This window comes from Asanoa iriomotensis (genome assembly GCF_016862515.1).
In the GTDB taxonomy this organism is placed as follows: Bacteria; Actinomycetota; Actinomycetes; order Mycobacteriales; family Micromonosporaceae; genus Asanoa; species Asanoa iriomotensis.
Genome location: NZ_BONC01000042.1, coordinates 26,953 through 51,263 on the forward strand (window position 1 = coordinate 26,953; position 24,311 = coordinate 51,263).

The following is a 24,311-nucleotide window of genomic DNA, read 5'->3' on the forward strand; positions in this document are numbered from 1 at the left end:
ACTCAGCCCAGAATCGTGTCGATGAGGGTGTTCATGGTCTTGTCGTACGTCGCCTCGTCAAACCCGAAACTGCTCATGATCAGCGTGTACGCACCCTTGTCGCTGATCAGCGCGGCCTCGGCCTGGATGTCCTTGATGGCGAGGTAGGACTTCTTGCCCTTGCCGATGTCGCTCACCTTGGGGAACGACTTGCCGGCCGTGTCCCGCTGGTAGTCGTAGGTGGTCTCACCGGCAAGCGCGGACGAGACGGTGACGGTGAGACTGGCCACGCCCTTGCCGTCGCCGAACAGGCAGTTGCCCTCGTCCTTCATCGGCTGGCCGATGATCTCGGACACCTTGTCGGCCGTGAACGGACACTCGGGCTTGACGTCGGAGAGCCCCGCACCCGCGTCGCCCACGTTTTCGTCACCGGCGACCACGCCGACACCGGAGTCGCCCGCGTCGTCGGAACCACCACAACCCGCCGGCATCAGCAGGGCCCCCACCAGCAGCAACGACGTAACTACCCGCCGCATGAAACATTCCTCCGTCGGTCCACGCACCCGACGCGACCACCCACCCCAGACAGCCGTCACGGATACAGCCCGACGCTATGGCCCTAGCCCCTCGAAGGAATCGGGTGTTTCCCTATGCGGCGCGGTAGCGTGCGCCTGCGACGGACCGCGGCCAAAGGAGGACGTCGATGACGGCGCCGGTTGTGCCGGCTGACGTGCGGGCTGCGGGCGCGCGGACGGTCGAGCTGATGCTCGAGTTCTTCGAGGACGAGCTCGATGGCCCGCCCACTCTCGGTGAGTTCCTCGAGATTCTGAACTTCTCGACGCCGTCAGGGCGGGGCCTCCCGCGGTCGTTGCGCCTGCGAGCCACGGTTAAGGGCGGCCGACGCTACGTCATGAACCGTGCGTCACGGGTCGCAGACTTGAACGACGCTGTCTTCGTCGAGGCCGCTGAGCTGCTCGTGTCCCTTGTCGACAGCAGGCTCTCCAACGGCGGTCAGGAGCTGACGGGAGGCGGGTTGGCGTCGGCATTGCTCCAGGTCGTGCACGAGTCGGGAGTCTCGTTCGCCGACCTCCCGGCCGGTGAGGTCGTCGCGCTGGATGCCGACAAATCCCGGACCATCAGAGCGGTGGCGGGTGATGTCGTGGCCGTCCCTGGGCGAAACGGCGGCTACCACCTGGGCGTCGTGATCATGCGTAGCCGCTTCGGAACCGCCATCGGCTTCCTCCGGGGCACTTCCGCCGTCCCGCGACTCGACAGTTCAAGCCACCGCCAGCCCCGCGTCCGCCCGCTGTACACGGACGACCGGGCGATCGCAGACGGCACTTGGCCGATCGTCGGCCACGATGAAGACCTGCGTGCGCTCTTTCCGGATCAACCGGAGATCTACCACGCACCCGGACAACCTTGGTCACCCGTCGACCTCGGCGAGTTCGGGTCAGCGGAGTCACCCAGCGGCACCTTGCGTCCGATCACCAGACAAGAGGCGGACGAAGTCGGACTGCTGGCGAACGGATTCAGCCAGACCTACCCCAGCGAGCACCTTCAAGAACTGCTGGACAAGACCCTCTAACAAAGCGCCGCCGCGCCGGCCAGCCGCACCACGGCCGGGGCCCGCGCCCGTGGCCGCACGACCCGCCGCCGCGGTTGAAGGCCGGCCCACGAGGAGACCACGGTCGACCTGGGCCCGCCCCGACGCCGCGACGAGCGTCTCGCCCGAATGGCGGCGGGCTTTGCCGGCTAGCCGCAGGCCGGCTAACGGCAGAGGGTTACGCCGCGACTGACCAGGTCGCCCAGGAGGCGGCGGTCTCGCCGGCCAGCCGCAGGCCCGGCAAAGGCCGGGGGTTACGCCGCGACTGACCAGGTGGCGCGGAAGGCGACGGCCTCGCCGGCCAGCCGCAATCCGACCAAGCCGGGGGTTACGCGGCGACGACCAGGTGGCACGGACGGCGGCGGGCTCGAAGCCGCCGCCGGTCATCCGGGCGCCGTACGCGCCCGCCGTCTCCCAACCGCAATCCGGTAGAGGCCGGGGTTGCGCGGCGACGACCGGCTGGCGCGGACGGCGGCGGTCTGGCCCGCGAGCCGTTGCTCGACCGGGACCCCCGCCCTTGCGCCGGGACGAGCCTCTGGCGCGGAAGGCGGCGGCTTCGCCCGCGAGCCGTTGGTCGACCGGGACCTGCCCTGGCGCCGCGACGAGCCTCTGGCGCGGATGGCGGCGTGCTTCGCCGGCCAGCCGCAGGCCGGCCAACGGCCGGGGTTGCGCGGCGACTGACCAGGTGGCGCGGATGGCCCCGGGCTTCGCCGGCCAGCCGCAGGCCGGCAACGGCCGGGGTTACGCGGCGACCGACCAGGTGGCGCGGAAGGCGGCGGCCTCGCCCGCGAGCCATTGCTCGACCTGGTCTGGCTTCACGCTCGGGTCTGGGCGGTGGACGATGCCGCGGCGGAGGTCGACCAGCGCGGGGTCTGCGTGGGGGAGGACCTGGTCCATGTGGCGCGACATCAAGTGGAGCGTGGCGATGATGGTTTCGCGGCTCGGCGGTTGCTCGTCCATGTGTAGGCGGACGGCTTCGGCGTGGCCGTCCGGGTGGCGTAGGCCGAAGTGTGGGTTGATCTTGACTGGTAGGTCGCCGAGCATCGCGATCGCGTCTCGGGTCTGGGCCAACTCCGTGTCCTTGTCCAGCGTGCCCAGGTAGGTCAGGGCGCCCGGTAGCAGGATCTCGTAGAGCGGCTTCCAGCGTGGCTTGACCTCGTTGACCACCGCGTGGAGGTGGCGGCCGTTGCCGTGGAAGGCTATGTCGCTTTTGAGGGCCTTGATGAGTTGGCCGTGTGGGTTGAAGCCGGAGCGGGACTCGCGCTGCTTGCGCAGGCCGCCGACGAAGGTGGCCTTCGCGGGGCCGGTGCGGTCGACGTAACGGGCGAACGCGAGAAGGGTGGCGTAAGGGACGGCGGGTGCGGTCACGTGGCCCTCCAGCTTCCAAGATCTCCGCTGGTCAGCGGCGATTTTCGTACACACATTCTAATCGAAAATCGCCGCTGTGCCCACCCGCGGAAGCGTCAGCCGGCGGCCGTCCAGTGCGGGTCGCGACCGAGGTAGCGGAGCAACTCCGCGGGCGCGCCGTCAGTCGATGACGACGACGGCGGCAGGGCCGGCGCGTAGGCGCCGTACTGACGCAGCGGTTCGACGATCGCCCGGGCCACCGGCAACAGAGCCAGCGCAAGGTCCTCGCTCAACGGCGACGGCTGGCCCGTCGCGACCGCGATGTCCCACGCGTGCACGCCCGCGTCCAGGGCGGCCGCGCCGGCCGCCGTCGCGGCGGGCAGGTCGCCATGCGGCAACGGGGTCGGTGTCGTCCCGTTCGGGTCGACCGTCGCGAAGGCGGCGGCCGTTACCGCGAGGCTCGGCGAGATCAGGTCGGCCGGCGTGCCGGCCAGGACGCCCGACGGGGTGAACGGGTTCTCCGTCGGCCCGTCCTGCCCGGTGATCGCCGAGGCGAAGGCGCGCTGGTCGCCGGCCGCGTGCTGGAGGACCTGGGTGACGTTCCACTCGGTGCAGGGGGTCGGCCGGTCGAGGTCCGCGGTGGTCAGCGCGGCGGTCACGTCGCGCAGTGCGGTGTGGGCCAGGTCCAGGATCGTCCAGGTGGCGGTCGCGGTCATCGTCGTCTCCCCAGCAATGTCGAGGCCAGAACGGAACGGAACGTTCCGCTGTCATCAAAGATAGCGGAACGCTCCGTTCCGTTCAAGACCCTTCTAGCCGAAGGACGAAGCCGGCCCCACCGCCGTGACCGTGACCGCCGCGACGCCCGCGGCGTCCGAGGCCGCCAGGTCGACCGTGGCCTCGATGGCCCAGTCGTGGTCGTCCTCCGGGTCGTCGAAGATCTGCCGGACCTCCCAGCGGTCCGGCTTTTCGTCGATGACCAGCAGGGCGGGGCCGCGGGCGTCCGGGCCCACGCCGATGTCTGCGTACTCCTCGTAGTAGGGCGCCAGAGCAGAAGCCCACTCCGACGCCGTGTAGCCGTCCGCGCCGTCCAGCTCGCCCAGCGACTCCCAGTCGCGCAGCGCCGCCAACTCCACCCGGCGGAACAGCGCGTTGCGGACCAGCACCCGGAAGGCCCGGCGGTTGCGGGTCACCGCCGGCGGTGGGCGGTCCTCGTCCGCCACCGCTTCCTCCACCGACTGCGGATCCCGCAGGCGCTCCCACTCGTCGAGCAGGCTCGAGTCCACCTGGCGCACCAGCTCACCCAGCCACTCGATCAGGTCCGCCAGGTCCTCGGTGCGCGCGTCCTCGGGCACGGTCCGGCGCAGCGCGTGATAGGCGTCAGCCAGGTAGCGCAGGACCAGCCCCTCCGACCGGGAGAGGCCGTAGAAGGCGACAAACTCGCCGAACGTCATCGCCCGCTCGTACATGTCGCGGACCACCGACTTCGGGCGCAGCTCGTGGTCGGCGACCCACGGATGACCCCGGGCATACATCGCGTACGCATCCTCGAGCAGCTCGGCCAGCGGGCGCGGGTGGGTCACCTCCTCGAGCAGCTCCATCCGCTCCTCGTACTCGATGCCCTCGGCCTTCATCGCCGCGACCGCCTCGCCGCGGGCCTTGAACTGCTGCGCGGACAGCACCTGGCGCGGGTCGTCCAGAGTGGACTCGATGACCGACAGCGCGTCCAGGAAGTAGTCCGGCGACTCGCGGTCCAGCAGCTCGATCGCGGCCAGCGCGAACGGCGACAGCGGCTGGTTCAACGCGAAGTCGGCCTGCAGGTCGACGGTCAGCCGGACCGTGCGACCCGAGGCGTCGGGCGGCGAGACCCGTTCCACGACACCACCGGCCAGCAACGCGCGGTAGATCGCGATCGCCCGACGGATGTGTCGCCGCTGCGCGGCCGGATCCTCGTGGTTGTCCGTCAGCAGATGGCGCATCGCGGCGAACGGGTCGCCGGGGCGGCCGATCACGTTGAGCAGCATCGCGTGCGACACGTGGAACGACGACTGCAGCGGCTCCGGCTCCGCCTCGACCAGGCGGTCGAAGGTCGGCCGGCCCCAGCCGATCGCGCCGTCCGGCGGCTTCTTCTTGACGACCTTCCGCCGCTTCTTGGGATCGTCGCCCGCTTTCGCCAGCGCCCGCTCGTTGTCGATGACGTGCTCCGGCGCCTGCACCACCACGTTGCCGACGGTGTCGAACCCCGCACGCCCCGCCCGGCCGGCGATCTGGTGGAACTCCCGCGCCTTGAGCAGCCGTACCCGCGTGCCGTCGAACTTGGACAGTCCTGTGAAAAGGACCGTGCGGATCGGCACGTTGATGCCGACCCCGAGCGTGTCGGTCCCGCAGATCACCTTCAGCAGACCGGCCTGCGCCAACGTCTCCACGAGCCGGCGGTAGCGCGGCAGCATGCCGGCGTGGTGCACCCCGATCCCGTGCCGCACCAGCCGCGAGAGCACGCGCCCGAAGCCAGACGAGAACCGGAAGTTCCCGATGGCCGAGGCGATGGCGTCCTTCTCCGCGCGGGTCGACACGTTCACCGACATCAGCGCCGACGCCCGCTCCAGCGCGGCGGCCTGCGTGAAGTGCACGACGTAGACGGGAGCCTGCCGCGTCGACAGCAGTTCCTCCAGCGTCTCGTGCAACGGCGTGACCGCGTACGAGTACATCAGCGGCACGGGCCGTTCCACGGATCGGACGACCGCCGTCGGTCGCCCCGTCCGCCGCGTCAGGTCGCTCTCGAACCGCGACACGTCGCCCAGCGTCGCCGACATCAACAGGAACTGCGTGTGCGGCAGCTCGATCAGCGGCACCTGCCAGGCCCAACCGCGGTCCGGCTCCGCGTAGAAATGGAACTCGTCCATCACGACCTGACCCACATCGGCGTACGTGCCGTCGCGCAGCGCGATGTTGGCCAGGATCTCCGCCGTGCAGCAGATGATCGGCGCGGTCTCGTTGACCGCCGCGTCACCGGTGAGCATGCCGACGTTGGCCGCGCCGAAGACCCGGCACAGGTCGAAGAACTTCTCGGACACCAGAGCCTTGATCGGCGCGGTGTAGAAGGTCCGCCGCCCCTGCGCGAAGGCCGCGAAGTGGGCACCCATCGCCACCAGGCTCTTACCGGACCCGGTCGGCGTGTTCAGGATGACGTTGGCGTCCGAGACCAGCTCGATCAACGCCTCTTCCTGGTGCGGGTAGAGGGTCAACCCGCGCTCGCCGGCCCAGGCGGCGAAGGACTCGAAGAGCGAATCAGGCGTGATCTCAGCGGGTACGAGGTCGGCGAGCGTCGTCACGCGGCGCGCCTCCGGAAGACGAGGTCGAAGACGTCCCGCCCTTGCCGGGCCGCGCGGCGTTCGAAGTGTGTGACCGCCCGGTGCGCCGGCCGCGGCGCGTAGTCGGGCGCCGTGTTCACCAGGCCGGGGTCGGCTGACAGGGTCGACAACATCGACGCAGCGTACGGCGCCCAGTCGGTCGCGCAGTGCAGCACACCCGCACCCGGCACGAGCCGGGACCGCAGCAGCGCCACGTGCGGGGGCTGGATGATCCGCCGCTTGTGGTGCTTGAGCTTGGGCCATGGATCGGGGAAGAACACGTGCACGGCGTCCAGCCGGTCCGGCGGCAGCATCTGCCGCAGCAGGTCGAGAGCGTCACCGCGGGCGATCCGGACATTGGTCAACCCGCGCGCCTCGATGTGGCCGAGCAGCGACGCGATGCCCGGCACGTGCACCTCGACCGCCAGGTAGTCCCGCGCCGGGTCGGCCGCCGCCATCGCCGCGGTCGCGTCACCCATCCCGGACCCGATCTCAACCACCAACGGAGCGGAACGCCCGAAAAGCCCCACGACATCAAGCGGCGCGTCCGACACGGCGATGCCGTACGACGGCCACAACCGGGAGAGCGCATCGTGATGCCGGTCACCCATCCGCCCGCCACGGTTGTGGAAGGTGCGGATGTGGGGCGACACAGCGATAGCACTCACCGCCCGATTTTGGCAGGTGTCGCGTTGGCGCTCCAAATGCGACAATCGACGCACGGGCGGCAGGGAGGTCATGATGTCCGGTCGTCGGTCATTGGCAACGGTCGCGCTCACCGCGTGGATCGTCGTCCTCACCGGTGCGCCGGCGCTGGCCGCGCCCGCGCCGACACCGACTCCCACGCCGACGGCCGACGCCGTCCCCGAGGGACTGTTCATCGAGGTCAACCCCAGCACGGCCGAGGCCGGCCAGATCGTCGGCATCCGGGCGAGCTGCACCGAGGCCGACGACGACCCGCCCGAGGACACCGAGGACGCGATCGTCGAGTCGACCGCGTTCGGCGAGGTCACGGTGAAGCCCCAGTTCGGCCACCTGACCGGCGCGGTGACGATCCCGGCCGACACCCCGGCCCGCTCCTACCGGGTCGTCCTCGACTGCCCGGGCCTGTTCACCGGCAGCGCCGACACCACGGTCAACGTGCTCAACGGCAACCGGCCGAGCCGCGGCCCGGCGACCGGCTTCGGCGGCACGGCCGGCGACGACAACAGCACGATGGTGCTGACCGGGGGCGCCGTCGCGCTTGCCGCGGGTCTGGTGCTCGGCGTGCTCACCCTGCGCCGGCGGCGGACCGCATAGAGATATGGCCAAGGGCAGGCTGTCCGGCCCGTTGGCGGTGGTGTTGATCGCCGTCGGGGGCATCGCGACCTTTGCCGGTGTGGTGCAGAAGGGTGCGTTCGGTCCCGACGACGTGGCGCCGCCCGGGCGGTTCCCGGTGATGGAGCCGAGCCGGCCCGTCGAGGTGCGGATCCCGTCGATCGAGGTCGACGCGCCCGTGCACGACGTGGGGCTGGCCGACGACGGCTCGATCGAGGTGCCGGCCCTGGAGAAGCACAACCAGGCCGGCTGGTTCGAGAAGAGCCCGACGCCGGGGCAGTACGGCCCCGCCGTGCTGGTCGGCCACGCCGACACCCGGGACGGTCCGTCGATCTTCCACGACCTGGCCAAGGTACGCCCGGGCGCGCGCATCGAGATCCGACGGCGCGACGACTCGGTGGCCGTCTTCGAGGTCAACTCCGTCGAGAAGTTCAAGAAGAACAGCCAGCCGATCGACCGCATCTACGGCGACTTCAGCCGCCCCGCACTGCGCCTGATCACCTGCGGCGGCGATTTCAAGGGCGGCAGCATCGGCTACGTCGACAACATCATCGTCTTCGCCTCGCTGATCGAGGCCAAGAACGACGGCTAGAAGTCGACGATGATCGGCGCGTGGTCGGACGGGCCCTTGCCCTTGCGGGCCTCCCGGTCGACCACGGCACCCGTCACCCGGCCGGCAAGAGACGGCGTCGCGTACACCAGGTCGATCCGCATGCCCTTGTTCTGGTGGAAGTTGCCCGCCCGGTAGTCCCAGTAGGTGAAGGGGAACGGCCCCTTCATCGGCGTCGGCACCACGTCGCGCAGCCCCGTGTCGAGCAGCGCCGTCAGCGCCGACCGCTCGGGTGCGGTGACGTGGGTCGAGCCCACGAAGACCGCCGGGTCCCAGACGTCGGCGTCGGTCGGCGCCACGTTGAAGTCGCCGCAGACAGCCAGGTCGGCGTGCCCGGCCAGGTCGGCGGCGACCGCGTCGCGCAGGGCCGCCAGCCAGGTCAGCTTGTACTGGTAGTGCGGGTCCTCGGGCGTACGCCCGTTGGGCACGTAGATCGACCAGACCCGGACGCCGCCGCAGGTCGCGGAGATCGCCCGGGTCTCGGGGTCGGGAAACCCGGGCTCGCCGGCGAACCCGCGCACCACGTCGTCGAGGCCGACCCGGGAGAGGAGCGCCACCCCGTTCCACCGGCCGTCGACGTGTGTGGCCACGGTGTAACCCAGCTCACCCACCTGCTCGGTGGGGAACTGCTCGGTGGTCGACTTGACCTCCTGGAGGCAGACGACGTCAGGCTTCTTGTCGTCGAGCCACGCCAACAGACGCGGTTCGCGCGCTTTGACCGAGTTGACGTTCCAGGTCGCGAGTCGCATGAGAGCTAGGTACCCGGATTGTCGCCCGGGCGGGGCTGGGAGGCGAGGAACCGCTCCAGCTCGGCGCCGAGCTCGTCGGCCGTCGGCAGCGGGCCCGTCTGTGGGCCGAGCAGGTTGTTGCCGGCGCGCCCGCGGGTGAACGCGTCGTACTGCTCTTCCAGTGCCCGGACCACCCCGGCGGCGTCGTTGGTCTCCTCCACCTGGCGGTCGATGTCGACCCGGACCGCGTCGGCGGCCGTGCGCAGACCCTCCGTGGGGAGCAGGAGACCGGTGGTGCGGGAGACGGAGGAGAGCAGGACCTCGGCGGCCGCGGGATATTCGGCCTGGGAGACATAGTGCGGGACGTGCGCGGCGAACCCGATCGCGTCGCGCCCGGACTGGCCGAGCCGGAACTCGAGCAGGTGGCCGGCGCTGCCGGGCACCTGCACCCGCTGCAGCCAGGGCTCGTACCCGCTGATCAGGTCACGACGGGTGGCGTGGGCGGTGACGCCCGCGGGCCGGGTGTGCGGCACGGCCATCGGGATCGAGTTGAGGCCGATCGTGACGCCGACCCGGAACCGGTCGACGAGGCTCATGACGGCCTTGGTGAACCGCTCCCAGTGCAGGTCGGGCTCGGGGCCGCCGAGCATGAGATATGGAGTGCCGGCGTCGTCCCGGAGCATCCGCAGCTCGAGCACCGGGTCGGCATATTCCTCCCAGTGGTCCTCCATGAAGACCATCGGGGGGCGCCGGGACCGGTAGTCGAGCAGCTGGTCGATGTCGAAGGTCGCGACGACGCGGCTTTCGGCCGTGGCCAGGAGATGTTCGCGGGCAAGCCGGGTGGCGTTGCCGGCGTCGACGAAGCCGGACAGCGTCTGGATCAGCACCGGCTCGCCCATTTCGGGCAGGTCGCCGGAAAGCTCGTAGAGCGTGTGCGGATCGAGCACCGCGGTCCTACCTCCCTGAGTTGTGGTGGCTTCCCGATATGGGGAACCACGCGTCTATCTTCCTGCATTCCGCCCGCGCTTGACGTTAGGCGGGCCTGGCCTACGGTTCGGCGGTCATTTCTCTACGCAGAGTAGCGATCTGGTCGCTGGAAGGGCGCCCCGAAGCGGCCGGGAGGGTGCCGACGGGGCCGCCAGACCATGACGACAGAGCGTCACTGTACGTATACACAAAATCGGACATTGTGGCCCAGCGAGTCCGTCATTAGGGTAATTTCCGACTTGCCTCTTACGCGTGGCTATGTGCGGGCAGTGAGCGACCGATATCGACTGACCGATTAGGTATTCGGCTTTTGTGGCAACTGCCACTAAATAACACTGGGTAATCGGCGGTCGGCCTGCCTAGCCTCGTCCAATGCGTGACGACCACACCCTCGAGAACGAGAACGGCGCCGCTACCCCCGCGGACCGTTCACCCGAAACCCCCACCACCGAACGGCCGACCGGCGCCCGCCGCCTCCAGGAGCGGCTCGCCCGCACGGCCAACTCGATCAAGAGCAGCGCGTACGCCGAGCGTGCCGCCGGCATGTGGACCACTTCGCGTGGCCGCGTGACCTCGGCCCCCGCGTACGGCAAGGTGCGCGGTGTCCTGAACGAGCGTGGCCCGGCGCGGGTCGCGATCGCGGGCGGCGTCCTGGCCGCGGTCGGCGTTGCCGCCGCCGCCGGTACGGCAGCTGCCACCCAGGGCGGCCACGACGACACCCGGGCCACCAGCGCCGCCATCGCGGCGGTCGACTCGGCCAAGCAGGCCGAGATCAGCCACTTCCCGACGGCTCCGCCCGTTTCGGGCAACGCCACGGAAAGCCCCGCGGCTGCTGCGCCGGACGCCGGCCAGCCCGTCGGCGGTTCGAAGGGTGCCGACAAGCCGACCCCGACCGTGGAGAAGCCGAAGGCCGAGCCCAAGGCCGACGAGAAGAAGGCCGCGGAGAAGCCGGCCAAGAAGGCTGAGAAGAAGGCCGACAAGCCCAAGGTCGTGAAGCCGGTGCAGCCGAAGCCGGTCATGGGCCTGAGCCAGACCCAGATGAACAACGCCATGCAGATCGTCAAGGCCGCCGAGAAGCGTGGCATGGGCGAGCGGGGCGCGATCATCGCGATCGCGACCTCGATGCAGGAGAGCCAGCTGCTCAACCTGGCCAGCACCGCGGTGCCGGAGTCGTACGACTACCACCACGAGGGCCAGGGTTCGGACCACGACTCCGTCGGTCTGTTCCAGCAGCGGTCCACCTCCGGCTGGGGCGAGGTCAAGGACCTGATGACCCCGTCGTACTCGGCCGGCGCGTTCCTGGACGCCCTGAAGCAGGTGCCGAACTGGAAGAACATGCCGCTGTCGGCCGCTGCCCAGGCCGTGCAGGTGTCGGCGTTCCCCGACGCCTACGCCCAGCACGAGTTCCGCGCCACGCAGGTCGCGGACGCCTTGATGAAGTAATTCAGTCGCTCGTGGTGAGGGCGATCCGGTCGATGTCCGGCGCCCACCCATCCGAGTTGCTGAGCTCGACGGTGTTCGGTCCGGCTGCCAACGGCAGCCGGACCGTCATCGTCTGTACGGTCTCCCAACCACCCGACGACGGGAAGTCGAACCGGCCGGCGTCACGGCCGTTCACCCGCACCGAGAGTTCGCGGCGGTCGTCGGCGACGAACGAGAACACCACGTCGTAGTCGCCGGCCCGGGGCGCATCCAGGCCGGAGAAGGTCAGCTCGCCGCGGTGGCGGCCGATCCCGGTGACCACCTCGCCGCCGGAGGCGGAGTCGACCTGGCGCGTCCGGGCCCAGCCGTCGAGATCGGCGTCCTCGGCCTCGATCACCTGGGTCCGTTGCGGTGCGGCGGCCACGAGCGGCGCCGCGGAGGTCCGCGGCGTGGCCGGCGGCGTCGTGGCATGTGCCGGCGGCCGGACCGCGCCGCGGCTGGCCGGCGGCTTGGTCGGCCGGCCGGGCGTCGCGGTCGGCCCGGTCGGCTCAGGCTCAGGCTCCGGCAGGGGCCAACCCGACGCGGTCGGCACCGGCAGGACCACCTGATCCGGCGGCTCCGGCTGCCCAAGGGTCGACATCAGCAGGGGTACGCCCGCCGCCACCGCCACGGTGGTCAACGAGGCCGCGACCGCGAGCACGGTCCGGCGTCCCCGGCGGCGCGGCTCGGTCGGCGGCTCGTCGTCGGAAACTGGTGCACCCCGCCGCGCCTCGGAACGGCGCGGCTGGTCGCGCACGGCCGGAATCACCTGTGTGACCGGTGCATCGTCGGCGGCCGCCGGGTCCGCGGGTGGCAGCCACCCGCCGATCCGCAGCTCGCCGGGTTCGTCGCCGGCCGTCGACATGCGCACCCTCACGGTCCTTGATCACAGTCAGTCAGGCGGGGACGCTACCGCACCAGGAACGGGTACGCCCATCGACCGCCCGGTCGAGTCGGAAGCTTGACGGTGGCGCGGCTGGGGTACAAAGGGTGCCTCCCCCATCTCCCCCGGAGGACGCCGTGACCCACCCAGAGGCGGGTGCCGACACCCCGCCCCCGATAGCACCGTCCGCACCGGACCCCGAGCCGGCACTGGACGCGGGCACCACGGCGGACGCCCCACCCGCGGGCCTGTGGGAGAAGATGCGGGCCGACCCGCAGTACGCACCGGAACACCTCGCGCTGGAGGCGGTGCGCAGGCTCGGCCCCGAAGCACACGAGTGGCAGGAGCGCACCCGCGCCGAGCGCCCCGGCATCCCGCCGGACGCGCTCGCCGACCTCGCGGTCAAGCGGTTCGTCAACCTGGCCCGGCTCTCCGGCGCGGTGTCCGGCGCGACCGGCATCGCCGGTGCGGTCGTCGACGTCGGCGTGCTCGCCTGGAACCAGGCGCGCATGGTGCTGCACATGGCGGCCGCGTACGGCGTCGACCCGCGCGAGCCCGAGCGCGCCACGGACCTGCTGGTGCTGCAGAAGGTGCACAAGGTCGCCGAGACCGCCCGCCTGGCGTTGGGTGTCGCGGCCGGCCGGGAGCGCGCGGGCGCCCTGCTGAGCGGCAGTGGCCGGCCGGTGCACCAGGTGCTGGTCAAGCTCGGCGTCAAGCTGGCCCAGATGGCCGGCATGCGTGCCGCCAAGCGGATCTTCGCGAAGATCGTGCCGGGCGCCGCGATCATCCTCGGCACCTGGGCCAACTCGACGGCCACCACCGACCTGGCCCGCCGCACCCGCGAGCTCTACCGCCCGCGCGCCGCCTGGTGGACCACGCCACCCCAGATCCCGGGGCCCCGTTAATCAGTCCACGATGGCCGGACGAGTCCGGCCTCGTACGCGTACACGACGAGCTGTGCCCGGTCGCGCGTGGACAGCTTCACCATCGCCCGGCTGACGTGCGTCTTCGCCGTGGCCGGGCTGACCACCAGCCGCGCCGCGATCTCGTCGTTGGACAGCCCGGCACCGACCAGCGCGACCACCTCCCGCTCGCGGTCGGTGAGCTGGTCCGGCGGCGGCAGCGGTGGCGCGGGCCGGCGGTCGCGGGACGCGAACTCGGCGATGAGCCGCCTGGTGACGCCGGGGGAGAGCAGCGCGTCGCCGGCCGCCACCGCGCGCACGCCGCGCAGCAGCTCGACCGGCTCCGTGTCCTTGACCAGGAAGCCGGACGCGCCGACCCGCAGCGCCTCGAACAGGTACTCGTCGAGCTCGAACGTCGTCAGGATGACGATCCGGGTCGCGGCCAGCGCCGGGTCGGTGGTGATCCGCCGCGTGGCCTCCAGCCCGTCGACGCCCGGCATCCGGATGTCCATCAGCACCACGTCGGGCCGGCTGGCGGCGGCCGCGCGTACCGCTGCCAGACCGTCGCCCGCCTCCGCGACCACCGTGATGTCGTCCTCGGCGTCGAGCAGGGCGCGAAAGCCCGCGCGGACGAGCGCCTGGTCGTCGGCGAGCAGCACGCTGATCATCGGACCGATTCTCCCGCGTCGGGCAGGACCGCCTCGACCCGCCAGCCGCCGTCGGCGCCCGGCCCGGCGGTCAACGTGCCGCCGAGCGCCGCGGCCCGGGCCCGCATCCCCGCGATCCCGTTGCCGGCCCCCGCGTCGGCGGCGGGCGCACCGTCGTCGGCCACGGACACCGACACCCGCCCCGGTTCGTACGCCACCGCGACCCGCGCCGACACCGCCGGACCCGCGTGCCGCCGCACGTTGGTCAACGCCTCCTGCACGATCCGGAACGCCGCCCGGTCGACCTCGGCCGGTAGCGGCCGGGCCGGCCCGGTCACCACGGTCTCCACCGGAAAACCGGCACCCGAGGTCAGCTCGGTGAGCCGGGCCAGACCGGGAGCGGGCTCCCGCGGCGCCGCCTCCTCCGCCGGCCGCAACGCCGCCAGCACCGACCGCACCTCCCGCAGCGCCTCCGCGCTCGCCGACTTGATCACCGTGAGCGCCTCCCGGGCCTGCTCGGGTCGCTGGTCTATCAGGTGCAGCCCGACCCCGGCCTGCACGTTGATCAGGGAAAGGTGGTGGCCGAGCACGTCGTGCAGCTCCCGCGCGATCCGCAGCCGCTCCTCGCTGGCCTGCCGCCGTTCCTGCTCCTCGCGGGCGCGCCGCTGCTCGGTGCGCATCCGGGTCATCTCGGCCAACTGGGCCTGCTGGATCCGGGCGAACTCGCCGGCGCTGAGCACGACCACCAGCCAGATCAGGGCGGTGACGGCATCCCGCGGCGACACCGTGGAAGGCTCCGGCACGCCCAAGTCGCTCGCGAACCACCAGCCACACGCGGTGTATGCGGTCACGGCGACGGTCGCCAGCACCAGCGCGGGGTACCGGCGGCCCTGCGCGACCGCGGAGAAATAGGCGGCGGTGGCGGCGAGGAAGAACGGCCCGTGTGGGTAACCGGAGAGGGCGTACGCGAGCGTGGCGGCCAACACGACGGCGAGCACCGTCAGCGGTGCGCGCCGACGCCACGCCAGCGCCACGGAACTGGTGAGCAGCAAGGCAGCGCCGGGATAGGTGAGGTGACCCAGGACCCGGTCGTCCCGGGCGGCCGCCTCGGCGCCGGCCAGCTGGACAATAGAAAGCAGTGTCGCGAGGCCGGCACCGTGGCGGCCCGAACGGCGCGGGCGGGCCCAGGGCGCGCGATAGCGCCCCTCGTCGGCGCTCCGCCCGTGCATGGCACAGACGCTAGGACACCGTGACCAGCCGGGACATACGGCAGGGGGAGTAGGAACGCCACATGCGTCCCACCCGTGTACTCCCTGCGGAGTAGAGCGAGAGCCGTCACACGCCGCAGGCAATCGAGCGCGGAAAGGAGCAGTCTTGTAAGAGGTCGACATGAGCGGAGGGAGCCATGACCACGCCATCAGGCCCGCGGCTTCGAGCCTCGGACGCCGAACGCGAACAGATTGCGACCATCCTGCGCGCCGCCATGACCGAGGGCCGGCTCAACCTCGACGAGGGCGAGCAGCGACTGGCCGCGGCGTACGGCGCGACGTACCGAGACGAGCTCGGCCCGCTGACGGCGGACCTGCCCGACGGCGGCCGTGCGGCGCTCGCGCGCACGCCGGAGGCCCAGGAGCAGGCCAAGGCCGAGATGAAGCTCTTCCTGCGCCGCCGGGCCGGCGTGCTTGCCGCGGTCGGGGTGCTGTTCGCCCTGCTGTTCCTCGCCAACGGTGCGCTGTTCTTCCCGGTCTTCCCGTTGATCGTGCTGCTGTTCTTCCTGAGCTGGGCCAGCCGCGGCCGGCGCGTCTACTACGCGCGCACGGCCAAGGGCGACTGGTACGCCCGGGGCGACGTGCAGGGTCGCGGCGACTGGCGAGGCCGGCGCGACTGGTACGGGCACGGCCGTTACGGGCATTGACAGGGGTCGGGTTCGGCCGGGTAGGTTGCGCGAATGCGCCCGGCCGGACCCGTAGCCCTGCTGGCAACTCTCGCCGCGCTCGTCGCCGGCTGCGCCGGTGACGAGCCGCCGTCCCGTGCCCCGGCACCGCCACCCAGCTCATCGCCCAGCCCGGCCGCGGCCGCGCCGCCGGCCCGCCTCGTCCCGGTGCCGATCGCCGGCACCGACCACAGTGTCAACCTCCCCGAGGGCTGGACCGCCGAGGTCTACGCGCCCGTGCCCAAGGCCCGCTTCCTGCTCACGCTCCCCGACGGCGCCGTGCTGGTCTCCCGCCCCAGCGAGAACCGGGTCGACCGGATCCCGGCCGGCGGCGGCCGCGCGACCACCTTCCTCACCGGCCTCGACCGCCCGCACGACCTGGTGCTCGCCACCGTCGGCGGTCGGCAGTGGATCTACGTTTCCGCGGTGGACCGGGTGGTCCGCTACCGCTACGCCGCCGACGCCACGAAGGCCGGCACGCCGCAGACGGTGGTCGACGGCCTGCCCGACGAGAGCCTGCCGGAGCTGCGCGGCCGCTACGGCCACGTGCTGAAGAACATCGCCATCGACGGCGACACCCTCTACGTCTCGATCGCCTCGACCTGCAACGCCTGCGCCTCCGACACCAGGTCGGACCCGGTCCGCGGCGCCGTCTACCGCTGGGACGCCGACGGTCGCAACGCCGGAAAGGCGCTGGTCGCCACGGGGTTGCGCAACGCCGAAGGGCTGGCGATCGCGCCCGGCACGCACGACCTGTGGGTCGTGGTCAACAACCGCGACAACATCATCGACCCGAAGACGGGCCGCAAGGACACCGCGTACGTCGACAACAACCCGCCCGAGCTGTTCGTCAAGGTCAAGAAGGGCGGCTTCTACGGCTGGCCGTTCTGCAACCCCGACCCGGCCGGCGGCATGCGCAACATGCCCTACCTGCGCGACTACGAGCTCAACCGCGACGGCGCGGAGGCCGACTGCGAGGCCGCGACCCCGGTCGACGTCGGCATCCAGGCCCACTCCGCCCCGCTCGGCCTGACCTTCGTGCCCGACCTGGGCGCGGTGGTCCCGCTGCACGGCTCCTGGAACCGCAGCGAGCGCACCGGTTACAAGGTGATCAACTTCCCCTGGGCCGGTGGCCGCCCCGGTGAGCAGCAGGACCTGGTCACCGGCTTCCTCGAGAACGGCGCGCCGTGGGGCCGGCCGGTCGACGTCGCCCGGCTGTCCGACGGGTCGCTGCTGGTCAGCGACGATCATGGTGGCAACGTCTTCCGGTTCGCGCCGCCTCCGGGTTAGCGGGGTCAGGGACGGGTAGTCGTCCCGTATGACCGGAAACCGTCCAACCGGTGGGCAGCCACGCGGCGCCAGGGGCACGGTCGGGCACCCGTACTCGGCGCTGAATCTGCGATTGGTCCTGGCCCTGTTCGGCCTCGTCGTGTTCGCCGTGCTGACCTGGCTGGCCGCCGCGGCCGGCATCGTGGTGCTCGCGGTTCTCTGCGGGATCGTCGTGCTGACCGCCGTCGTCGACCTGGCCGTCATCCAGCACCGCCGCCGGGCCCGGCACCGAGCCGACCCGGGCGCGCACCACTCGCTGTTCGAATGATCGCAAGGAGTCGCCATGGCCATCGCCACGACCAACCCCGCGACCGGCGAGATGCTCAAGACCTTCGATCCGATGGGCGAGAAGCAGATCGAGGAGATCCTCGCCAACGCGGCGGAGGCGGCCGCGGCGCTGCGGGCGACCACGTTCGACCAGCGGGCCGCCTGGATGCGGGAGGCGGCGCTGCTGCTGGAGGGCGAGGTGGTCGAGGTCGCCCGGCTGGTCACGCTGGAGATGGGCAAGCGGATCGAGGAGGCCAAGGCCGAGGTCGCGAAGTGCGCGTCCGCGTGCCGCTACTACGCGGCGCACGCCGAGCGGTTCCTGGCCGACATGCCCGCGGACGCCAGGGCCGTCGGTGCGCGGCGCGCGTACACCCGGTTCGAACCGCTCGGTCCTGTCCTCGCGATCATGCCGTGGAACTTCCCGCTCTGGCAGGTCATGCGGTTCGCGGCGCCCGCCCTGATGGCCGGCAACCCGGGGCTGCTCAAGCACGCGTCCAACGTGCCGCAGACCGCGCTCTATCTGGACGAACTGTTCGACCGGGCCGGGTTCCCGCCGGGCGCGTTCCAGACCCTGCTCGTCGGCTCCGACGCCGTGGAGAACATCCTGCTCGATCATCGGGTCCGCGCGGCGACGCTGACCGGCAGCGCGCCCGCGGGTCGGGCGGTGGCCGCGATCGCCGGGCGGGCGCTGAAGAAGACCGTGCTGGAGTTGGGTGGCAGCGACCCGTACGTGGTGATGCCCTCGGCCGACTTCGACCGCGCCGTCTCGACCGCGGTGCGGGCGCGCTGCCAGAACAACGGCCAGTCCTGCATCGCGGCGAAGCGTTTCATCGTGCACGGAGAGGTCTACGACGCGTTCGCCCGCGCGTTCACCGACCAGATGGCCAACCTGGTGGTCGGCGAGCCGCTCGACCACGGCGTCGACATCGGCCCGCTGGCCACGGCGCAGGGCCGCGACGAGGTGGCCGCGCAGGTCGACGACGCGGTGGCCAAGGGCGCGACGGTGCTGACCGGCGGCCGTGCGCCGGACCGGCCGGGCTGGTACTACCCGCCGACGGTGGTCACGGACCTCACCCACGACATGCGGATGTACCAGGAGGAGGTGTTCGGCCCGGTCGCCGGCCTCTACAGGGTGGCGTCGCTGGACGAGGCGTTGGAGCTGGCCAACACCACATCGTACGGCCTGGGCAGCAACGCCTGGACGAACGATCCGGGGGAGCAGCGGCGCTTCGTCAGCGAGTTGGCCGCGGGTCAGGTGTTCGTCAACGGCATGGTCACCTCACACCCGGAACTGCCGTTCGGCGGCGTCCGCGACTCGGGCTACGGCCGCGAACTCTCCGACCTCGGCATCAGGGAGTTCTGCAACGCCAAGGCCGTCTGGGTCGGCTAACTCCAGAATTTTATTTGCAAAATTCTCTCTGCAATTGGTACGGTCCGTCGCATGGCGGATCGCATCATCACCGAGGTCGATGAGCTGAAGGCGGTCACGCACCCGTTGCGGGTGCGGATGCTGGGCGCGCTGCGGGCCGACGGGCCGGCCACCGCGACCGAGCTGGCCCGCCGGTTCGAGACCGACACCGGCACCACGAGCTACCACCTGCGCAAGCTGGCCCACTACGGGTTCGTCGAGGAGGCCGAGCAGCGCGACGCGCGGGAGCGGCGCTGGCAGGCCAGCCAGCCGACCACCACCTGGGACGACGCCGCGCTGGCGGCCACCGCCGCGGGCCGGGCGGCGATGTCGGTCATGCGCCGGCATCAGCTGGCGGCGATCGAGCGGGCCGTCTCGGCCTACGAGGCCGCGCAGACGGACCTGCCGCCCGAGTGGGTCGCGGCGTCCGGGATGAGCGACGTGCGGGCCCGGCTCACCGCGCGCTCGCTGCGCGAGCTGGAGGAGCGGGTCGAGGCGCTGGTCGAGGAGCTGGCAGCGGCCGACGCCGACGACCCCGCGGCCCGCACGGTGCTGCTGCACTTCGGCGGTTTCCCGCGCATCGACCCGGCCGGCTGGGCCGACGTCGCGGACGAGTCGTGACCGGCGCGCGCGCCGAGTGGCGCTACGCGCTGCTGGTCTTCCTGTTCTGGCTGCCGACCGGGCTCTACGTGGCGACGAAGATCCTGCTCATGCACGACCGCGGTCTCGACGTCGCGGCGATCGGCACGGTCGTGCTGGTCTTCTCGCTTACCACGGCGGCGCTCGAGCTGCCGACGGGCGGGCTGGCCGACGTGATCGGCCGCCGCACGGTGCTGGCGGCCTCTGCCGTGGCCAGCTTCGCCGGGCTCGCGTTGCTCGCGCTGGCCGACTCGTTCTGGCTCTTCGCCGCGTCGGCCGTGTTGCGGGGTGTCGCGCGGGCCCTGTCCAGCGGGCCCGACCAGGCCTGGTTCGTCGACACCATGCACGCGGTCTCGGGTCCGGACGCTTCCCTGACCCGCGGCCTGGCCCGGGGTGAGGCCGCTTCGTCGGTGGGGCTCGGGCTCGGGACGTTGGCCGGCGGTGCGCTGCCGGTCGCGCTCGGCGCGGTCGGTCCGCTGCCGGCGCTCGCGGTGCCGGTGGCGCTCGCCGCGGTCGTCGAACTGGTCCGTCTGGCGGTGACGCTGTTCGGCATGCCCGAGCCGCCGCGGCCGCGCACCTCGCTGCGCGCGGTGCTGCGGGACGTGCCCGCGACGGTCGCGACCGGCCTGCGGCTCGGCGTCCGCGACGGGGTGCTGGCCCGTCTCCTGCTGGCGGGCGCCGGGGTCGGCGTCGCACTGGCCGCGATCGAGCTGCTCACCCCGGGCTGGCTGGCGGGGTTGGTCGGCGACGCGGAGCGGGGCGCCTCGACCTACGCGGTGATCGCGGCAGCCGGCTTCGGGGCCAGCGCGGTCGGCAGCCTGCTGGGCCCGTGGGCGCAGCGGCGTCTCGGCTCGGCGGTCCGGGCCGGCGTGGCGGGCATCGCGCTGGGCGCGGTCGCCCTGCTCGGTGTCGGGCTCGCCGGGCCGGCCCTGGACGGGCCGGCGTCGGGTGTGCCGGTGGTGGCGGCGGCTTATCTGCTGCTGTTCGTCGGGCTCGGCGTGACCGCGGCGCCGGAGGGCGCGCTGCTGCACGGGCGGGTGGCGCCGGCGGAGCGGGCCACCGTCATCTCGGTGCAGTCGCTGGCGCTGCAGGCCGCGGGGGCGCTCGGCGCGGTGACCCTCGGCGCCTTGGCCGCCGCTCGGGGCGCGGCCTTCGCCTTCGGCGTCGCCGGCACGGTCCTGGTCGCCGCGGCGTGGGTGGTGTCCCGGATCCGAGTGCCGGACCCGGCCCCGCAACCGGTCCGCGAGCCAGCAAGCGCGCTGTAAGGGTTCTCCGTCATGGACCTGCGGTCGTGTAGCCCGCCGTCCGCGCGGGTAGTAACCGACCGCATGACGGTCTATGGCTGGCACGCGTCCCATGAGCAGGTCCATCCCCGCGCCCTCCTGGACGCCGCGGTAGCGGCCGAGGAGTCCGGTTTCGGCGCCGCGATGTGTTCCGACCACTTCTCGCCCTGGAGCGAGCGGCAGGGCCAGTCCGGCTTCGCCTGGTCCTGGCTCGGCGCCGCCCTGCAGGCCACCGGCCTGTCGTTCGGTGTCGTCAACGCGCCGGGGCAGCGCTACCACCCCGCGATCGTCGCGCAGGCGATCGGCACGCTGGCCGCGATGTACCCGGGTCGCTTCTGGGCCGCGCTCGGCACCGGTGAGGCCAGCAACGAGCACATCACCGGCGGCGGATGGCCGCGCAAGGAGCTGCGGGCCGCCCGGTTGCGCGAGTCCGTCGACGTGATCCGGGCCCTGCTGGCCGGCGAGGAGGTCAGCCGCGACGGGCTGGTCACCGTCGACCGGGCCCGGCTGTGGACCCGGCCGGCCGAGCCGCCGGCGTTGGTCGGGGCGGCGGTCAGCGTCGAGACCGCGCGGTGGTGCGCTGAATGGGCCGACGGGCTCATCACCGTCAACGCGCCGCACGCGCACCTGCGCCGGATGATCGCGGCCTACCGGGACGCCGGCGGGCGTGGGCTGGTGTGCCTGCAGGCCCACCTCAGCTGGGCCGGCACCGATGCGGAGGCCGAGGCGATCGCCTACGAGCAGTGGCGGTCCAACGTCTTCCCGCCGCCGGTCTGCTGGGACCTGGAGCTGACCGACCACTTCGACGCCGTCTCGGCCGAGGTGCCGATGGCGAAGGTGGCCGCGACCGTCGACATCTCCGCCGACCTCGGTTGGCACGCGGCGCGGCTGCGCTCGTACGCCGATCTCGGTTTCGACCGTATTTACCTGCATCATGTCGGTCAGGACCAGGCCGCGTTCATCGACGCGTTCGGTGCGAAGGTCCTGCCGCAACTCGCGTGAGAAAAGCCGGGCTAGCATTCGCGCATGCACGAGCTGACCGAGATCGTCATCCTGCTGGCGGTCGCCGTCTTCGGTGCGGCGCTCGCCCGCAAGATCGGTGTCCTGTCGCCGATCGTACTGATGATCATCGGTCTCGGTCTGTCGTTCCTGCCGGGCTTCCCGGAGTTCCACCTCGAACCGGAGCTGGTGCTGATCGGCATCCTGCCGCCGCTGCTCTACATCGCCGCGCTGCAGACCTCGGTGCCGGCCTTCCGGTTCAACCTGCGACCGATCCTGCTGCTCGGCATCGGCCTGGTGGTGTTCACCGCGCTCGGCGTGGGGTGGGTGGTGCACCTGATCATCCCGGAGGCGCCGTTCGCGGTCTGCGTGGCGTTGGGCGCGGTGGTCGCGCCGCCGGACGCGGTATCGGCGACCGCGATCGCCCGCCGGATCGGCCTGCCCAGACGGGTCGTCACGATCCTCGAGGGCGAGAGCCTGATCAACGACGCCAGCGCGCTGGTGCTGCTCCGGGTGGCCACCGCCGCGGCGGTCGGCGGCGCGGTCGGCTTCGGCGAGGTGGCCGAGCAGGTCGTCGTCTCGGCCGGCGGCGGCATCGCGATCGGCATCGCCGGTGCGCTGATCTTCGGGTACCTGCACAAGAAGATCAAAGACCCCCTGCTCGACAACGCGCTGTCCCTGCTGATCCCGTTCGCGGTGGTGATCGCGTCCGAGGCGATCCACGCCTCCGGCGTGGTCGCGGTGGTCGTCACGGGCCTGGCCCTGGGCCACCGGATGCCGACCCTGATGGCGGCGGGTTCGCGCCTGCAGATGGACGCGTTCTGGCGGCTGATCCGGTTCCTCCTGGAGGGCCTCGTCTTCCTGCTCGTCGGCCTCCAGCTACGCACGGTCATCAACGAGATCACCACACCCTGGGGCACCGTCTTCGCGGCGACGGGCGCGGTGATCGCGACGCTGATCGTCACCCGCTACGTCTGGGTGGTCCCGGGCGCCTTCCTACCTCGCCTATCGGCCCGGATCCGCAGCCGGGAGACCACGTTCACCTGGCGCCACCCGGTCATCATCGGCTGGGCCGGCATGCGCGGGGTGGTGACGCTGGCCGCGGCCCTGGCCCTGCCCTCGGTAGGCACCGGCGAGAACGAGGCCCTCTATCCCCGCGACGTGTTCATCTTCATCGCGTTCGCCGTGATCGTCTTCACACTGCTGGTCTTCGGCCTGACCCTGCCGATGTTCGCGCGGATGGTCGGCCTCCCACCGGACGACCCGACCAAGGACTTCCTGGCCGAGGCGGCGGTGCAACAGGCGGCGACCCGGGCGGCGAAGGCACGGCTGGAGGAGAACCTGGAGGGCGCACCGGAGTCGGTGGTCCAGCGGCTGCGCCAACAGGTGATCGACCGCACGAACACGGCCTGGGAACGCCTGGGCGGCGACGGGCGGGAGACCCCGTCGGCGGCGTACGGTCGACTCCGGCAGGAGATGATCGACGCCGAGCGGGAGGTCTTCCGCACGGCCCGCGACGAGGGCCGCATCCCGGAAGAGGTGCTCACCCGCGCCTACCGCGACCTGGACCTCGAGGAATCCCTGCTGCAACGCCGGGAAGACGACTGATGGGGGAACGAATGACCTGCGAGGACATCACCCTGGCCGACTCGCCGCAGCCCCAGACGACGGAAGGTTGCCAGGACTGCCTGGCCGCCGGCCGCCACGACTGGGTGCACCTGCGCCTCTGCGAAACCTGCGGCCACGTAGGCTGCTGCGACTCCTCACCGTCCCGCCACGCCACGGCGCACTTCAAGGACACCGCCCACCCGGTAATCAAGTCCTTCCAGCCGGGCGAAAACTGGAAATGGTGCTTCGTCCACGAAACCCTGGGCTGAAGACCAACTTCTAGATCAAATTCCGGTCTCCTGCTCGGGTCCGCGGCGGTGCGGACCGTTGCTCCCGCCAGACACCGCTCCGCTGCCAGGTCCGCGTTGGGTCGCCGTGAGGGCGGGTGCCACAAAGCAGCAGACGTTTTCCTGAGCGCTGCCGTCGGCGTCGGCCGACGGGGGCCCTCGATGCTTGGCGGGAGATCTTGGTAGTTCGTTGCTGCGGGAGTAGCAACCGATCACCAACGTCCGCCGCGCCGGGGTGGCTTGCGTCCGCTCCGCAGCAAGACCCGCGGTTCGCGTCCGGGGCCCGTCAGGCAGGCGGCGGGGCGTCCGCGTGCGAACGTGGTGCGGAGCGGGTTCGCCCAAGCTTCGGCTGCATTCTCGTGATCGGCGGGCTTCGGCGAGATGGACAACGCTCGCCGGGTCGACGTTTCGTGTTGGACGGCAGCTGTCGGCGTTGACCGGCCGGCCCACCATCCCCCGCACATGTGGTCAGCACGGCACCGGCTCGCAAGGAGCGCAAAGCACCATGATCATGTGTGCTGTCTCGAGTGTCCGCATCGTTAGGGGTCACGATCCTGTGCGCCCGATCGGTGGCGCCGAGGGCGCGTCGTGCGGTTCCGCTGCACCGGATCATGATCTGGTGGCTCTGATAGCTGGACGTGCTGCACACGATCAATCGGCGCCTTGCGGTCGTTGTCCAGGCGGCCCACATCAGCGCCCAGCCCCGTCCGGACGCCCCCCCCCGGGCGCCGGCGAACGCTTCTC

24 protein-coding genes are annotated in these 24,311 nt (G+C 71.6%); 14 read left to right on the forward strand and 10 right to left on the reverse strand.

What is annotated here, in order from left to right; translation table 11 throughout:
- Window positions 1-2: 2 nt before the first annotated feature.
- A complete protein-coding gene (locus Air01nite_RS26140) occupies window positions 3-515 on the reverse strand; it encodes a hypothetical protein (protein ID WP_203705958.1) in 513 nt (170 codons plus the stop codon).
- Between the two features lie 167 nt (window positions 516-682).
- On the opposite strand from Air01nite_RS26140, the gene Air01nite_RS26145 reads away from it, so the two are divergent.
- Entirely contained in the window at window positions 683-1,567 is an 885-nt protein-coding gene (locus Air01nite_RS26145; RefSeq protein ID WP_203705959.1) for a hypothetical protein, read from the forward strand.
- A 759-nt stretch (window positions 1,568-2,326) separates the two neighbouring features.
- Here the strand turns inward: Air01nite_RS26145 and Air01nite_RS26150 are convergent.
- From Air01nite_RS26150 to trmB, 4 genes are all read right to left on the reverse strand, one after another.
- The gene (locus tag Air01nite_RS26150; RefSeq protein WP_239090979.1) at window positions 2,327-2,953 is read right to left on the reverse strand and encodes a hypothetical protein; all 627 of its coding nucleotides are present in this window, start codon (window positions 2,951-2,953) and stop codon (window positions 2,327-2,329) included.
- A 95-nt stretch (window positions 2,954-3,048) separates the two neighbouring features.
- The gene (locus Air01nite_RS26155; protein ID WP_203705960.1) at window positions 3,049-3,648 is read right to left on the reverse strand and encodes a TIGR03086 family metal-binding protein; all 600 of its coding nucleotides are present in this window, start codon (window positions 3,646-3,648) and stop codon (window positions 3,049-3,051) included.
- Window positions 3,649-3,741: 93 nt separating this feature from the next.
- Complete coding sequence (locus Air01nite_RS26160; protein WP_203705961.1) at window positions 3,742-6,261, reverse strand: DEAD/DEAH box helicase; 2,520 nt, start codon at window positions 6,259-6,261, stop codon at window positions 3,742-3,744.
- Entirely contained in the window at window positions 6,258-6,890 is a 633-nt protein-coding gene (trmB, locus tag Air01nite_RS26165) for a tRNA (guanosine(46)-N7)-methyltransferase TrmB (RefSeq protein WP_239090982.1), read from the reverse strand. The genes Air01nite_RS26160 and trmB overlap by 4 nt, the downstream gene beginning before the upstream one ends.
- Before the next feature lie 130 nt (window positions 6,891-7,020).
- Here trmB and Air01nite_RS26170 point away from each other — a divergent pair, with 130 nt between their 5' ends.
- Entirely contained in the window at window positions 7,021-7,578 is a 558-nt protein-coding gene (locus tag Air01nite_RS26170; RefSeq protein ID WP_239090980.1) for a GVDTG sorting domain-containing protein, read from the forward strand.
- A gap of 4 nt (window positions 7,579-7,582) precedes the next feature.
- Window positions 7,583-8,188 (forward strand): class F sortase, encoded by a 606-nt coding sequence (locus Air01nite_RS26175; protein ID WP_203705963.1) that lies wholly within the window; start codon window positions 7,583-7,585, stop codon window positions 8,186-8,188.
- On the opposite strand, the gene Air01nite_RS26180 is transcribed toward Air01nite_RS26175, so the two are convergent.
- On the reverse strand, window positions 8,185-8,955 hold the full coding sequence (locus Air01nite_RS26180) for an exodeoxyribonuclease III (protein ID WP_203705964.1): 771 nt from the start codon (window positions 8,953-8,955) through the stop codon (window positions 8,185-8,187). The genes Air01nite_RS26175 and Air01nite_RS26180 overlap by 4 nt on opposite strands.
- Before the next feature lie 5 nt (window positions 8,956-8,960).
- Window positions 8,961-9,881 (reverse strand): proteasome assembly chaperone family protein, encoded by a 921-nt coding sequence (locus Air01nite_RS26185; RefSeq protein ID WP_203705965.1) that lies wholly within the window; start codon window positions 9,879-9,881, stop codon window positions 8,961-8,963.
- 412 nt (window positions 9,882-10,293) lie between these two features.
- On the opposite strand from Air01nite_RS26185, the gene Air01nite_RS26190 reads away from it, so the two are divergent.
- Entirely contained in the window at window positions 10,294-11,364 is a 1,071-nt protein-coding gene (locus Air01nite_RS26190) for a hypothetical protein (RefSeq protein ID WP_203705966.1), read from the forward strand.
- Window position 11,365: 1 nt separating this feature from the next.
- Here the strand turns inward: Air01nite_RS26190 and Air01nite_RS26195 are convergent, their stop codons facing one another.
- Window positions 11,366-12,253, reverse strand: coding sequence for a carbohydrate-binding protein (locus Air01nite_RS26195; RefSeq protein WP_203705967.1), 888 nt, complete (start codon window positions 12,251-12,253; stop codon window positions 11,366-11,368).
- Between the two features lie 149 nt (window positions 12,254-12,402).
- Here Air01nite_RS26195 and Air01nite_RS26200 point away from each other — a divergent pair, with 149 nt between their 5' ends.
- On the forward strand, window positions 12,403-13,170 hold the full coding sequence (locus Air01nite_RS26200; RefSeq protein WP_373310470.1) for an EcsC family protein: 768 nt from the start codon (window positions 12,403-12,405) through the stop codon (window positions 13,168-13,170).
- Here the strand turns inward: Air01nite_RS26200 and Air01nite_RS26205 are convergent.
- Both Air01nite_RS26205 and Air01nite_RS26210 read right to left on the reverse strand, forming a co-directional pair.
- Window positions 13,167-13,835, reverse strand: a complete 669-nt coding sequence (locus Air01nite_RS26205; RefSeq protein ID WP_203705968.1) for a response regulator — start codon at window positions 13,833-13,835, stop codon at window positions 13,167-13,169. The genes Air01nite_RS26200 and Air01nite_RS26205 overlap by 4 nt on opposite strands.
- Window positions 13,832-15,043 carry a sensor histidine kinase gene (locus Air01nite_RS26210; protein WP_203705969.1) on the reverse strand — a complete coding sequence of 404 codons (1,212 nt, stop codon included), beginning with the start codon at window positions 15,041-15,043 and terminating at the stop codon, window positions 13,832-13,834. The genes Air01nite_RS26205 and Air01nite_RS26210 overlap by 4 nt, the downstream gene beginning before the upstream one ends.
- Window positions 15,044-15,219: 176 nt before the next feature.
- Here Air01nite_RS26210 and Air01nite_RS26215 point away from each other — a divergent pair, with 176 nt between their 5' ends.
- The 9 genes from Air01nite_RS26215 to Air01nite_RS26255 all read left to right on the forward strand — a co-directional run bounded on the left by Air01nite_RS26215 (window position 15,220) and on the right by Air01nite_RS26255 (window position 23,549).
- Entirely contained in the window at window positions 15,220-15,729 is a 510-nt protein-coding gene (locus Air01nite_RS26215) for a DUF1707 SHOCT-like domain-containing protein (protein ID WP_203705970.1), read from the forward strand.
- A 33-nt stretch (window positions 15,730-15,762) separates the two neighbouring features.
- Window positions 15,763-17,037 (forward strand): PQQ-dependent sugar dehydrogenase, encoded by a 1,275-nt coding sequence (locus Air01nite_RS26220; RefSeq protein WP_203705971.1) that lies wholly within the window; start codon window positions 15,763-15,765, stop codon window positions 17,035-17,037.
- A gap of 28 nt (window positions 17,038-17,065) precedes the next feature.
- On the forward strand, window positions 17,066-17,344 hold the full coding sequence (locus Air01nite_RS26225; RefSeq protein WP_203705972.1) for a DUF6343 family protein: 279 nt from the start codon (window positions 17,066-17,068) through the stop codon (window positions 17,342-17,344).
- Between the two features lie 15 nt (window positions 17,345-17,359).
- Entirely contained in the window at window positions 17,360-18,733 is a 1,374-nt protein-coding gene (locus Air01nite_RS26230) for an NADP-dependent succinic semialdehyde dehydrogenase (protein WP_203705973.1), read from the forward strand.
- Between the two features lie 51 nt (window positions 18,734-18,784).
- Window positions 18,785-19,372, forward strand: a complete 588-nt coding sequence (locus Air01nite_RS26235; RefSeq protein ID WP_203705974.1) for a winged helix-turn-helix domain-containing protein — start codon at window positions 18,785-18,787, stop codon at window positions 19,370-19,372.
- Entirely contained in the window at window positions 19,369-20,655 is a 1,287-nt protein-coding gene (locus Air01nite_RS26240) for an MFS transporter (RefSeq protein WP_203705975.1), read from the forward strand. Before Air01nite_RS26235 ends, Air01nite_RS26240 begins: the two co-directional genes overlap by 4 nt.
- A 63-nt stretch (window positions 20,656-20,718) precedes the next feature.
- A complete protein-coding gene (locus Air01nite_RS26245) occupies window positions 20,719-21,675 on the forward strand; it encodes a TIGR03885 family FMN-dependent LLM class oxidoreductase (protein WP_203705976.1) in 957 nt (318 codons plus the stop codon).
- A gap of 24 nt (window positions 21,676-21,699) precedes the next feature.
- Window positions 21,700-23,280 (forward strand): Na+/H+ antiporter, encoded by a 1,581-nt coding sequence (locus Air01nite_RS26250; protein ID WP_203705977.1) that lies wholly within the window; start codon window positions 21,700-21,702, stop codon window positions 23,278-23,280.
- Window positions 23,280-23,549, forward strand: coding sequence for a UBP-type zinc finger domain-containing protein (locus Air01nite_RS26255; RefSeq protein ID WP_373310471.1), 270 nt, complete (start codon window positions 23,280-23,282; stop codon window positions 23,547-23,549). The genes Air01nite_RS26250 and Air01nite_RS26255 overlap by 1 nt, the downstream gene beginning before the upstream one ends.
- Window positions 23,550-24,311: the final 762 nt, after the last annotated feature.

Excerpts from the sequence above, each read along its gene's own strand:
- Air01nite_RS26175 (WP_203705963.1), top strand. The coding sequence starts at position 7,583 with ATGGCCAAGGGCAGGCTGTCCGGCCCGTTGGCGGTGGTGTTGATCGCC.
- Air01nite_RS26190 (WP_203705966.1), top strand. The coding sequence starts at position 10,294 with ATGCGTGACGACCACACCCTCGAGAACGAGAACGGCGCCGCTACCCCC.
- Air01nite_RS26250 (WP_203705977.1), top strand. The coding sequence starts at position 21,700 with ATGCACGAGCTGACCGAGATCGTCATCCTGCTGGCGGTCGCCGTCTTC.
- Air01nite_RS26225 (WP_203705972.1), top strand. The coding sequence starts at position 17,066 with ATGACCGGAAACCGTCCAACCGGTGGGCAGCCACGCGGCGCCAGGGGC.
- Air01nite_RS26235 (WP_203705974.1), top strand. The coding sequence starts at position 18,785 with ATGGCGGATCGCATCATCACCGAGGTCGATGAGCTGAAGGCGGTCACG.
- Air01nite_RS26230 (WP_203705973.1), top strand. The coding sequence starts at position 17,360 with ATGGCCATCGCCACGACCAACCCCGCGACCGGCGAGATGCTCAAGACC.
- Air01nite_RS26220 (WP_203705971.1), top strand. The coding sequence starts at position 15,763 with ATGCGCCCGGCCGGACCCGTAGCCCTGCTGGCAACTCTCGCCGCGCTC.
- Air01nite_RS26180 (WP_203705964.1), bottom strand. The coding sequence starts at position 8,955 with ATGCGACTCGCGACCTGGAACGTCAACTCGGTCAAAGCGCGCGAACCG.
- Air01nite_RS26140 (WP_203705958.1), bottom strand. The coding sequence starts at position 515 with ATGCGGCGGGTAGTTACGTCGTTGCTGCTGGTGGGGGCCCTGCTGATG.
- Air01nite_RS26245 (WP_203705976.1), top strand. The coding sequence starts at position 20,719 with ATGACGGTCTATGGCTGGCACGCGTCCCATGAGCAGGTCCATCCCCGC.
- Air01nite_RS26170 (WP_239090980.1), top strand. The coding sequence starts at position 7,021 with ATGTCCGGTCGTCGGTCATTGGCAACGGTCGCGCTCACCGCGTGGATC.
- trmB (WP_239090982.1), bottom strand. The coding sequence starts at position 6,890 with ATGGGTGACCGGCATCACGATGCGCTCTCCCGGTTGTGGCCGTCGTAC.
- Air01nite_RS26155 (WP_203705960.1), bottom strand. The coding sequence starts at position 3,648 with ATGACCGCGACCGCCACCTGGACGATCCTGGACCTGGCCCACACCGCA.
- Air01nite_RS26145 (WP_203705959.1), top strand. The coding sequence starts at position 683 with ATGACGGCGCCGGTTGTGCCGGCTGACGTGCGGGCTGCGGGCGCGCGG.
- Air01nite_RS26210 (WP_203705969.1), bottom strand. The coding sequence starts at position 15,043 with ATGCACGGGCGGAGCGCCGACGAGGGGCGCTATCGCGCGCCCTGGGCC.
- Air01nite_RS26205 (WP_203705968.1), bottom strand. The coding sequence starts at position 13,835 with ATGATCAGCGTGCTGCTCGCCGACGACCAGGCGCTCGTCCGCGCGGGC.
- Air01nite_RS26215 (WP_203705970.1), top strand. The coding sequence starts at position 15,220 with ATGACCACGCCATCAGGCCCGCGGCTTCGAGCCTCGGACGCCGAACGC.
- Air01nite_RS26255 (WP_373310471.1), top strand. The coding sequence starts at position 23,280 with ATGGGGGAACGAATGACCTGCGAGGACATCACCCTGGCCGACTCGCCG.